This is a genomic window from Bacillus sp. MYb56 (assembly GCF_002976445.1).
Taxonomy (GTDB): Bacteria; Bacillota; Bacilli; order Bacillales; family Bacillaceae_G; genus Bacillus_A; species Bacillus_A mycoides.
In genome coordinates this window covers 1-10,536 of the sequence record NZ_PCOH01000061.1, presented here as the reverse complement: position 1 = coordinate 10,536, position 10,536 = coordinate 1, and the positions used below count along the sequence as shown (strand labels likewise).

General features: G+C 32.7%; 13 protein-coding genes. 9 read left to right on the top strand and 4 right to left on the bottom strand.

What is annotated here, in order from left to right:
- A partial coding sequence (locus tag CQ058_RS29490; protein ID WP_105590167.1) for an FtsK/SpoIIIE domain-containing protein occupies nt 1-860 on the top strand: 860 nt, incomplete at its 5' end.
- Nucleotides 799-1,416, top strand: a complete 618-nt coding sequence (locus CQ058_RS29485) for a replication-relaxation family protein (RefSeq protein ID WP_105590166.1) — start codon at nt 799-801, stop codon at nt 1,414-1,416. The genes CQ058_RS29490 and CQ058_RS29485, both read left to right, overlap by 62 nt.
- A gap of 79 nt (nt 1,417-1,495) precedes the next feature.
- Here CQ058_RS29485 and CQ058_RS29480 read toward each other — a convergent pair whose 3' ends face one another.
- The gene (locus CQ058_RS29480; RefSeq protein ID WP_002192013.1) at nt 1,496-1,720 is read right to left on the bottom strand and encodes a helix-turn-helix domain-containing protein; all 225 of its coding nucleotides are present in this window, start codon (nt 1,718-1,720) and stop codon (nt 1,496-1,498) included.
- A gap of 454 nt (nt 1,721-2,174) precedes the next feature.
- On the opposite strand from CQ058_RS29480, the gene CQ058_RS29475 reads away from it, so the two are divergent.
- Entirely contained in the window at nt 2,175-3,446 is a 1,272-nt protein-coding gene (locus tag CQ058_RS29475; protein WP_105590165.1) for a Y-family DNA polymerase, read from the top strand.
- 15 nt (nt 3,447-3,461) lie between these two features.
- The gene (locus CQ058_RS29470; protein WP_002192015.1) at nt 3,462-3,791 is read left to right on the top strand and encodes a YolD-like family protein; all 330 of its coding nucleotides are present in this window, start codon (nt 3,462-3,464) and stop codon (nt 3,789-3,791) included.
- Nucleotides 3,792-3,998: 207 nt separating this feature from the next.
- On the opposite strand, the gene CQ058_RS32125 is transcribed toward CQ058_RS29470, so the two are convergent.
- A complete protein-coding gene (locus CQ058_RS32125) occupies nt 3,999-4,499 on the bottom strand; it encodes a hypothetical protein (protein WP_142396435.1) in 501 nt (166 codons plus the stop codon).
- A 326-nt stretch (nt 4,500-4,825) separates the two neighbouring features.
- On the opposite strand from CQ058_RS32125, the gene CQ058_RS32560 reads away from it, so the two are divergent.
- From CQ058_RS32560 to CQ058_RS29455, 3 genes are all read left to right on the top strand, one after another.
- Nucleotides 4,826-5,005, top strand: coding sequence for a DUF8096 family protein (locus CQ058_RS32560; RefSeq protein ID WP_082187734.1), 180 nt, complete (start codon nt 4,826-4,828; stop codon nt 5,003-5,005).
- An 87-nt stretch (nt 5,006-5,092) separates the two neighbouring features.
- Nucleotides 5,093-5,269, top strand: coding sequence for a hypothetical protein (locus CQ058_RS32045; protein WP_181150787.1), 177 nt, complete (start codon nt 5,093-5,095; stop codon nt 5,267-5,269).
- 61 nt (nt 5,270-5,330) lie between these two features.
- On the top strand, nt 5,331-5,861 hold the full coding sequence (locus tag CQ058_RS29455) for an SMI1/KNR4 family protein (RefSeq protein ID WP_002192017.1): 531 nt from the start codon (nt 5,331-5,333) through the stop codon (nt 5,859-5,861).
- 237 nt (nt 5,862-6,098) lie between these two features.
- Here the strand turns inward: CQ058_RS29455 and CQ058_RS29450 are convergent, their stop codons facing one another.
- Together CQ058_RS29450 and CQ058_RS29445 are read right to left on the bottom strand one after the other, a co-directional pair.
- A complete protein-coding gene (locus CQ058_RS29450; protein ID WP_002192018.1) occupies nt 6,099-6,623 on the bottom strand; it encodes a hypothetical protein in 525 nt (174 codons plus the stop codon).
- A 232-nt stretch (nt 6,624-6,855) separates the two neighbouring features.
- On the bottom strand, nt 6,856-7,371 hold the full coding sequence (locus tag CQ058_RS29445; protein ID WP_002192020.1) for a hypothetical protein: 516 nt from the start codon (nt 7,369-7,371) through the stop codon (nt 6,856-6,858).
- 534 nt (nt 7,372-7,905) lie between these two features.
- Here CQ058_RS29445 and CQ058_RS29435 point away from each other — a divergent pair.
- Together CQ058_RS29435 and CQ058_RS29430 are read left to right on the top strand one after the other, a co-directional pair.
- Nucleotides 7,906-10,023: a peptidoglycan D,D-transpeptidase FtsI family protein gene (locus tag CQ058_RS29435; RefSeq protein WP_002187935.1), complete on the top strand. Its 2,118-nt coding sequence runs from the start codon at nt 7,906-7,908 to the stop codon at nt 10,021-10,023.
- Nucleotides 10,024-10,274: 251 nt separating this feature from the next.
- Nucleotides 10,275-10,536, top strand: a 262-nt coding sequence (locus CQ058_RS29430) for a helix-turn-helix domain-containing protein (protein WP_181150786.1), incomplete at its 3' end; no start/stop codon positions are given.

The following is a 10,536-nucleotide window of genomic DNA, read 5'->3' as shown; positions in this document are numbered from 1 at the left end:
AAATACCTGAAATGTGGAATTGGTCTAAGGATCTATTAAAAGAGCATACATGGAGAGTTATGATGGGGAAAGCGTTAGATAAACATGTGTATCATGATTTCGAGAAAACACCGCATATGTGCGTGTCGGGTATGACACGGTTTGGAAAGACAGTATTTCTAAAAAATGTGATGACGAGTTTGATTTTACAACAATCTCAACATGTAAGTTTTTTTATTATTGACTTGAAGGAAGGATTAGAATTTAGCCCCTACAAGAATTTGTCCCAAGTAATAGAAATAGCTGAAAATCCGGAACAGGCGTTAGAAATGTTGGCTAAAGTACGTGAGAAAATGGTTAAACAAATTGAAGTAATGAAGAAGTCCTACTTTACTAATATCATAGATACATCCATAAAAGAGCGATGTTTCATCATAGTAGATGAAGGAGCAAATCTTTGTCCCACACAAGGATTACCTAAAAAACAACGTGATGTATTATTTTTGTGCCAGGAGATGTTATCTGAAATCGCAAGAATCGGAGGTGGTTTAGGATTCCGGCTCATATTTTGTACGCAATATCCTACTTCTGATACATTACCAAGACAAATTAAACAAAACTCTGATGCGAAAATAGGCTTTCGATTACCAACGGCGGTTGCTTCCCAAGTCGCTTTGGATGAACCAGGCTTGGAGGATCTGCCATCCCTGCCAGGAAGAGCATTATTTAAGACTGATCGTACAGAAGAAATCCAGGTACCTTTTTTAAAGGATAAAGATATGTGGGAGTTACTAAAGCAATACAAGGTGGTGAAGCAAAATGAGGCACCAGAAACTCAAACAGAGAGCGAGACAGATCGAGATTTTATCGAGTTTAAATAAGCTGGAATTTGCTTCTAGGAGGCAATTGCAAGCAATTCATGCTCTAGGTAGTATTCGAAATGCAAATCGTGTTCTGAAGGATCTCCGTCAATATTGTCATGTCACTTCGCATAATCGGGAATATGTATATTATCTCAACAAAAAAGGTTGTGCCTTGTTAGGATTAGAGCCGGATGAACGAAAAAAAAAGCATCAACTTGAACATATTCTTTTACGCAACGAGGCTTGGATGTGGTTAGATTTTCCGGATTGGAAGACAGAACAAGTTATAAAATTTAGATATCAAAATGAAGAAAAAATAATTGTACCAGATGCTTATTATTTAATAGATCAAGTACCACATTTTGTTGAAATTGATAGGCTGCAACACATGAAGAATAATGAAGAAAAGATACAATATTATGGTTTAATTGCAAAGCTATATAAAAAACAAAAGGATATCGTACCAAACATCTTATTTTTTACAATATCGGATTATCGAGAAAAGAAATTAGAGAGCTACGGAATGAAATATAATGTGTATGTACGTACATTCCTTTTAAAAGAAGTTTTGTAGTTTGCAACTAAATTACAAAAAATATGGGTTTTTGGCAACCGAATTGATAAAAAAGGACTACGCTGTTTAATAGCCCTCATCATGTCCAAAAATCTGTGTTATTAACATTTTTGCCTGTTAGTTTCCGAAGTGCATTGACGATTTTATTAGCATTTTTCATACTCGGTGAAACACTGTCTATGTTTGCTAAACGACTAACAGTTGACTCTCTTAGTCCACTAACCTTGGCAATATCTACTTGTTTTAAATCGTGTTTATCTATGAATTTTCCAAGTTTTGAACGGGGTTTTTTAAACCAGGGCATATATTACACCTCATTTGTTTTTTAGTTATAATTTGTCCAAAACTTCTATTTTTCAAACTTCGAAATAAAGAATAAATGTAAAATTAGAGCATATAATGAAAATATAAAACTAAAAAACTGTAATAATTTTGTGTAATATAGCATTCATATAAGTAGCTACAAGTTGCTGATATACTATTCTAATGGCAACTTGTTGCAAAGGGTATTCCTATAAAATTAAAAGCTTGAACCTATTGATACACAAGGGTTTAGGCTTTTTTTAATTTATGGAGCAATGAAAACCAGTTTAATAAATTAAGAGATATCATATTGTTGAGTCGTCGAATATTGAAGAATCATATATATAATTTCACGTACCATATTGATAATAAAAAAATATTTTCTAAATGGTTGTATAAGGCAAAACAATAGGTTTATAATAAGAACGAACGTTCTGTTCTTGGGGGCTAAAACGATGTTTGATTATTCAAAGTGTATGAATCGAATGATTTACTGCATTGATCTATGTTCATTTTTTGCTAGTTGTGCGTGTGTCATGAGAGGATTAGATCCATTAAAAGTAAAATTGGCTGTTGTTGGTGACGTAAATAGAAAAGGATCTATCGTGCTTGCTGCCACTCCCGAACTTAAAAAAATGGGCATTTCTACAGCAACCAGATTATACGAAGTACCAAAAGATCCGAACATTATTATTGTGAATGCAACAATGAGAAGATTTGTTGAAATTTCAAATCAAATCACAGAAATTTATACAAAGTATGTAGCATTAGAGGATCTACACGTTTACTCAATCGACGAATGCTTTTTAGACATGCAACAAACAGCGCACCTTTTCGGACGTGATCCAATTGTAATTGCTAAACGAATTCAAATAGAGATATATGATACAACTGGTATAACTGCATCCATTGGGATAGCACCTAACTTATTTCTCTCAAAGGTTGCTCTAGATGTGGAAAGTAAACATTCGAATTCCAGGATTGCAATGTGGTCATACGAAGATGTTTCGAAGAAATTATGGAATATTAAACCCCTTCAAAAAGTATGGGGAATTGGAACGGCGACTCAGGAAGCTTTACACAGCATGGGGCTATTTTCCTTGAAGGATGTTGCTAGAACGCCTAAAGAACATCTAATCAAACGATTTGGCAAAGTAAAAGGTGAAGAGTTATATCGTTTTTCATACGGTATTGATGAGAGCCGTATTGCTAATAAATACATTCCGAAAAGCACTTCTATTACAAAAGGGCAAATATTATTAGAAGACTGTTTTAGCCCAAAAAAATTAAAATTACTTCTCCTAGAACAAATTGAAGAAACTTGTTTTCGTTTACGATCTATGGATAAATGCTGTCGTACGGTTGAGCTTGCTATAGGTTATAGCAAATACATCGGCGGAGGATTTAAACGAGCGATTACATTAGATCAGCCGACATGCTTAACAGAAGATGTGTATGAGGCCTCATTGCAACTATTAAAAAGGTTTCATTCTGGACATCCGGTGCGCCAAATACATATAACACTAAAAAATTTGACCAGGGATGATGCAATTCAAATGTCATTGTTTGAAGATACTTCTCAAAAAGATACTAAAAGGAAATTAGCAAAAACAATGGATAGTATACGGCATAAACATGGTAAAAACTCGATTATGAGAGGGATTAGCTATATTAAGGGGGCTACTCAGAGAGAAAGAAACGGCAAAATTGGTGGTCATAAAGCATAAGGAGGAATGTAAGTCATGATGGATCGAGGTATGATGCGATGGGTTCCATTTTCAGCCATAAAAGAACAATTCGAAGGATTAAATGAAATGTATGAAAAACAAAACGAAGTACCGATGCCTATTTTAGATGAACAAAAACTAGATCTTATAAACGATATCGTGTGTTGTGCAATTGCTGAAAATAAACAAGTAAGCATTTTATATCAAAAACAGAACAAAGTGTATACCGAAGTGGGTTATATTCATTACTATGACATGATTTGTAATGAATTAAGAATTAGGAACCAACATGATAATGTATTTTATATAAAAGTAAATCATGTAACAGATATCAAATATACATAATCGTCTACAAAATAAAAAGCATCCACTATGTGAACACTTGTATCGAGATAATAAAGCTCTTTAATTTTATCTTCAGAAAAGCAATAACCTCCCATCAACAACATGATAGGAGGTTATTAAAGTTATTTGAAATTTGTATTTTGTTTTAATGGTTTCGATTTTTGCAAATAATAATGTTGTTTAATTTTGGAAGCGAATATTAAAGTTTTACTTGGTTATTTCTTTATAGCTTGTAACTAAATCTTCGGCTTCATATCTAGGGTCTACCTTAACTTTACCCTCTTTTGTTTTGATAACTCTTAGTCCACCAAACCATTCTGCATCGTTGAAGGTTATTCTACCTACTCTTACATTATACTCTTTACCGTCTATCTTTACGATTAGTATTCCATGTTCAGATAGAAACCCTTTTTCTACATGTCTACCTGTAATTTCAGCGTTTAATGAAGTTCCTTCGTGTACCAGTTTCGCTTCATAATACCCATCAATCATTGGAAATCCGAAAAAGACGAATGCTATTAGTCCAAAGACAATTACCTTCTTCTTTGTACTCCATTTATTCTTTTCTTTCAATTCTTTCTGTTTCGCTTCTTCTTCTGCTCGTTCTTGCTCTAACTCGTCTAAAGCTTCTTCCCATGCATCTAGGTATTCTTCATACTCTGCTTCGATTCTTGCTAGTTTCTCTAGCTGTTCATCGGTTGCTACCATTTCATATGAGTTTTCTTCAACTAAACGAATTTCAATACCCGTTTTTCTTATTTCTTCTAAGTCTTCTTCTGTACCATTTAACTCTCGAATGACTTCCCCTTGTTTGTTAACGAGTTTAGCGTGAATTTTTTTTTCTCCTTCTTCTTAAACATCTGAACTACCCCTTTATTTGTTTCCTATCATAGATAATAATACCATTTTTGAAAACATCTATTTTATTTTTGAAATGACTTTATTATTTTTTAACAACTTTATTATTTGTGAACAACACTTCATGTTATTATGATTAAGTGATATTAATTCAGATTGATATGTAGGTGAAACAAATGGAAAATAAAGAACCTAAACAAGAATACGATCTAAGCAAAATATACGCATACACAGAGTTCCCCGATAAAATTAGCGGTCGTTGCGACAATTGCGGCAATACCTCATTCAAGAGTTCCGTTAAAGATTTCATCTTTTTAAGAGAATGTCGTCAATGCGGTATGAAGAAAATCATATAGTCCTATCCGGGGCTTTTTTCTTTATAAAATAAAATGAACTATAAGATATACATAAAAAATAGAGTCCCTTATTATTAGGGGTAGCAATTGCTGAAAGTAAGTAAGCAAGTAAACATCTCATACCACAAACAGCACAAATTGCATTCAGAAATTGGCCATATTCATTTTTACGATATGACTCGAAATGAGTTAAGAATTATGAACCAAAATGATAAGGTATTATATATAGAGATTGGTCATGTAACTGATATTAAATATACATAAGGATTTACAATTCAAAGGGTAGGGAGAAAAATGTTTGAGACGTGTGAGGAGGATAAATAGCATGATTAATCAAGCTGAATGGTTATGGCAATGTATTATTGAAAGAGGATCAAATTCTGAAGGTAACTTTAAAGAATCATTAAATCTTCAGCCAGGTGCAAGTTATGAAGAATTTCAAATTATTGAGGGTACACTGGGGGTTACACTTCCTGAAGAGATGAAGAACTTTTACAGGGTGTATAACGGACAAGTTTGGGAGCCCGGGGTAAATCCAATTGTTAGGAATTTGACTTTGTCCCCTACTTCCGAAATTATCGATAATTGGAAATTTTTACAGGAAGAATTCGATCCAGATGATGATTTAGAGCCAGATATTGAAAAAGAGCTTAAACCAGTTCTTTGGAATTCCAAGTGGATTCCAATTGCAGAAAATGGTGGCGGGGATTATCTTTGTATTGATACAGATCCATCAGAATCTGGAGTAGTAGGACAAGTGCTATATTATTGGCATGATTGGGGACAACGTTCTATTGAGGCAAAAGGTTTATTTGAATTCATAGAAATCTGTTTGAAAGAAGAGAATTGTGAATAAATGTACTTAGAGTTGTAAGTTTGAATTAAAGTTGGATTAGAAATATTGTATGCACCTTGATTTTACGCCAAACCCAAAGACTCCATTTTGAAAAAAGATTGGTTAAAATGGAGTCCTTTTTTGCTAATTAGTATAAAAATTTTATAAAAAAGTTTGATTGTTTTGTTATCCGTTATTTCACCAACGCCCCCGTTACTTTAAGTACGTTTCGTCACAATCTTAGTCGTTATAATGATTTTAATCATATATTCCCCATTCATACAAAAAATAATGGCTATCAGATTGTCCGAATATACAATCATAAACATACCCCTTTTGTACTTGTATTGTTTCAATATGACTTAATCTAATTAAGAGTTCTTTAATAACTTGTTCTGGTGTATTCACATCAGCTAAATCCCTTTTAAATCTACTTATAAAGTCATCTTTGTTTACTGACTCTATGCTAATACATACTCTTGAATAGTATGTATTAATCCAACCATCTTTTAGTGCTGTTAGCCATTGTTCGTCTGAAGGGTCTGGCTCATCACTAATATCCCATTCTTCTCCATCGAACAATTCCTTTTTAAATAGTGCAGAAAATGCCTCTTGAATATTATCAAATTGACCTTTTCTGGCGAATGTTAAGTCTACTTGCATTGCATATTCATCTCTAAATTCATATACATCAAATGATAAATTTAACAATCTTACATTTGCAATTTGTCTGGCAAATAAATTGAGATCATCAAACAATCCTTGAATTTCTTTATTCATCATAATCCCCCCTTCTTCCTAAAGTTCTGATATTGTAAAGTGATAATAAAGTTATTTAATTTAGATATAAAAAATACAAGAGCCTTGCTACATTGTATTGTAGTAAAGCTCTTTAAGGTTGTTTAATTTCTATCCATTTAAAGGTGTGTGCACTCAAAAATCAATAATAAAGTTGTTTAAATCTTGTTCAACTAAAGCACCCGTTAGTTCAATAAGAAAAAATTATCTATGATTATTAAAGTGGCCCACCTTCAAAACCAATAGGCCATCCATCCTCTTTAAATTTTACTTTATACTGAAACTCAAAGTGACCATCAAAAATAAAAGCTAAACTAAACCCTGAAAATATATAATCGTCAAAATTAACAATCTTTCCAAAACATATTGTGGATAGATAGTAGTTCTTCATTTCTTGATTAGGGAAGAATTCCTGTAAATATTTTAATGCACGGCTTATATGTAGATGGAGTTCATCGAATATTTTTTCTGCCATTTCGATAATCTCCACATCGGGATTTTCATTATTCCCTTGAATAAAAATCTCCACATCTTCCCATTCTCCGATATTAATACTATAAAACCACCGTTCTTGAATGAGATACTTCTCATTTTCGTATACAGGGGGATTAACTAGGTTTAATTTTTTCACCTCATCTTTAGTTAACGGTTTTTCAAGTATAAGCTTTTTATGCAAAATGTTTTTGATATTAGAGACAATATATTTAGATTTGTTTAATTCTAAAGAGTCCATTTTCCACCTCATAAATTATAAAATAAAGTACATTCCCCTTTAATTATATCATCATCCCTATTCAACTATCCTGCACCGTTAGTTCAATAAGAATTAAACAACTTTATTATTTTTCAAAGGACTTTATTGTAAATTAAACAACTTTATTATCTCTTAACATCTTCTTCCTATAGATTCAGATGCTTTATAAAATCAATATGATACAGCCTTATAACAAATTAGTTTCAAAAGGTGTCTGTTTTTTAGGGACGTTTCAAAAGTATATTTTTGAGATTTTGGAACTAATATTTCATGTAATTTTGATAGTTTCAAAAGGTGTACCTTTTGAAGTGATGAGATGTATTTTAGGGGTATCAAAGTTTCTTAAGTTGATTGCATGTATAAGTGCTCTCTTTTTTAAAAAATATATATTAATAAAATCAGGTAATACTTTAGAAATTCTTTAAATTTATTTAACTTTACTTATCCTTATATATTATTTAATATATTTTAAGTAAAAGTATTGGATTTAATATTATTAAAGCGGAGGTTTACATGAGCAAAGGAAAGCCGAATAAAACAAAGAAAGATAAAGTTACTTTTAGATTAAACGCACTGTTTTTTTGTGTGTTTTTACTATTTTCAACTATTATTCTTCAGTTAGGAAAAGTACAACTCGTTGATGGAGAATCTTATAAAAATATAGTTGAAAAACAAGAAAACGAAACCATTAGTGTCCCCGTTCCACGTGGACAGATTTTTGATCGAGAAGGTGAAAAGGTTGTTAACAATAACGCTATTCGTGTCATAACGTACACAAGAATGAAAGGTATACAATCCGATGATATTCTGAAAGTAGCTAAAGACCTTTCAAATATAATTGAAATATCCGAAGAAGATATAAATAAATTAACTGAAACAGATAGAAAAGATTTTTGGATGCAAATGAATAAAGAACAGGCCCAAAAAAAAATAACGAAACAAGACGAAGAAAAACTTAGAGCAAAAAATATTGAGGGAAAAGGGTTTGATAATAAAATAGAAAAATTGAGACGAGAACGTGTCACTGATGAAGAACTAAGTAAATTAACGCCAGAAGACCTAAAAGTATTAGCTATTAAAAGTAAAATGAGTTCAGGATATCAAATGACACCTCAAGTTATAAAAAAGAACGCAACCGAGAAAGAATACGCAATAATAAGTGAGAATTTAGAAAGATTCCCAGGGGTAGATGCAACAACAGACTGGGATCGTAATTATGTAAATGGGGATTTATTCCGTTCGGTATTAGGAAATATTACAAGTGCTGAAGAAGGGCTTCCAAAAGAAAATTTAGACTCTTATTTAGTGCGTGGTTACAATCGTAATGATCGCATTGGAAAAAGTTATATTGAACAACGATATGAAGACGTATTACATGGAGAAAAAGCTGAAGTTCGAAATATTACTGACAAAGAAAAAAATATTACTCAAACGGAAATGATTTCCAACGGGAAGAACGGAAAAAATTTAACATTAACAATCAATATGAAATTACAGAAGCAGGTTGAAGAGATTATTGAAAAGCGTTTAAAAGAGTTTAAAGGTTCAGAACCACTATTAGACCGAGCGTTTGTTGTAATGATGGATCCAAAAACAGGTCAACTTTTATCCATGGCTGGAAAAAAATTAGTGAAAAAAGATGGGAATATAAAAGTAGAAGATTATGCTTTAGGTACATTGACTAGCTCTTATGAGCTTGGATCTACCGTAAAAGGAGCTACACTTTTAACAGGATTTGAGACAGGTTCCATAACGCCAGGAACATATTTTCATGATGCACCAATGCATTTTAAAGGAACAAAACCCAAAAAATCTTGGAAGGATTTTGGAAGTATTGATGACCTACGAGCGTTACAAGTTTCATCAAATGTTTACATGTTCAATACAGCTTTAAAAATTGCAGGCATAAATTATGTACCTAATAGCTCATTAAATATTACAGCAGCTACATTTGATAAAATGAGATATTATTTTGGACAATTTGGTTTAGGTGTTCCAACAGGTATAGATTTACCAAATGAAGCTATTGGACAAATGAGTAAAGAAAATTATCAGCCAGGTTTCTTACTAGATTTAGCTATTGGACAGTATGATACGTATTCACCATTGCAGTTAGCACAATACATTTCTACTATTGCAAATGGGGGATATCGAATGAAACCACAGATTGTGCAAGAGATTCGAGAGCATACAGTGAAAGAAGAAGAGATTGGAAAAGTTGTACAATCCATGGAGCCAGTTGTATTGAACCGTGTAGATATGAAAAAAGAATATATTGATCGAGTACAAGAAGGTTTCAGAAGAGTATTTCAAGAAGATGATGGAACAGGTGTGCATTATTTCCAAAAAGCTTCTTATAAACCGGCTGGTAAAACAGGAACAGCACAAACAGTTTATGGAGGAGATGATCCTGTTGGTAGAGATGAACAAGGGAAAAGAATCCGTTGTTATAATTTAACTTTAGCAGGATATGCTCCATATGATAACCCGGAAGTCGCATTTTCTGTTGTTGTACCATGGGTATATGATGATAAAGGTGGAATTAATTCAATGATTGGTAGAGACATTTTAGATGCATACTTTGAATTAAAAAAGGATACAGGGGATAATACCCCTTCTCAAACAAACTAAATAAAGCGAATGAAGATAATAAAAAAATGCCCCCTACATTAAAACTTAGTAGGCGGCATTTTTTATCATTTTAGCCAAGAAGACTCCTTCCTCAAGGAACGCGAAGTGAGTAGGTGGGAGATGAATTGGCTTCGGACAAGGGATGGCAGGAAGCCATCTTAATTGTTCGACATACATAAACTGTTACTTCACTACCTGTCGAATGTATGTTTGTTGTATAATAGACGCATATCGAAATGGAGGTGAAATGAATGATGATCAATAAAGCATATAAATTTCGTATCTATCCAAATAAAGCTCAAGCGATCCTAATCAATAAAACGATTGGCTGTTCTCGTTTTATATTCAATCACTTCCTATCTCTGTGGGATAATGCATATAAAGAAACAGGAAAGGGTTTGACATATGGTACATGCTCTGCCAAACTCCCTGCCATGAAAAAAGAGTTTGTTTGGCTAAAAGAAGTGGATAGTATTGCGATTCAGTCGTCTGTTCGCAACCTTGCGGATGCTT

Excerpts from the sequence above, each read along its gene's own strand:
- CQ058_RS29485 (WP_105590166.1), top strand. The coding sequence starts at position 799 with ATGAGGCACCAGAAACTCAAACAGAGAGCGAGACAGATCGAGATTTTA.
- CQ058_RS29480 (WP_002192013.1), bottom strand. The coding sequence starts at position 1,720 with ATGCCCTGGTTTAAAAAACCCCGTTCAAAACTTGGAAAATTCATAGAT.
- CQ058_RS29475 (WP_105590165.1), top strand. The coding sequence starts at position 2,175 with ATGTTTGATTATTCAAAGTGTATGAATCGAATGATTTACTGCATTGAT.
- CQ058_RS29470 (WP_002192015.1), top strand. The coding sequence starts at position 3,462 with ATGATGGATCGAGGTATGATGCGATGGGTTCCATTTTCAGCCATAAAA.
- CQ058_RS32125 (WP_142396435.1), bottom strand. The coding sequence starts at position 4,499 with ATGGTAGCAACCGATGAACAGCTAGAGAAACTAGCAAGAATCGAAGCA.
- CQ058_RS32560 (WP_082187734.1), top strand. The coding sequence starts at position 4,826 with ATGGAAAATAAAGAACCTAAACAAGAATACGATCTAAGCAAAATATAC.
- CQ058_RS29455 (WP_002192017.1), top strand. The coding sequence starts at position 5,331 with ATGATTAATCAAGCTGAATGGTTATGGCAATGTATTATTGAAAGAGGA.
- CQ058_RS29450 (WP_002192018.1), bottom strand. The coding sequence starts at position 6,623 with ATGATGAATAAAGAAATTCAAGGATTGTTTGATGATCTCAATTTATTT.
- CQ058_RS29445 (WP_002192020.1), bottom strand. The coding sequence starts at position 7,371 with ATGGACTCTTTAGAATTAAACAAATCTAAATATATTGTCTCTAATATC.
- CQ058_RS29435 (WP_002187935.1), top strand. The coding sequence starts at position 7,906 with ATGAGCAAAGGAAAGCCGAATAAAACAAAGAAAGATAAAGTTACTTTT.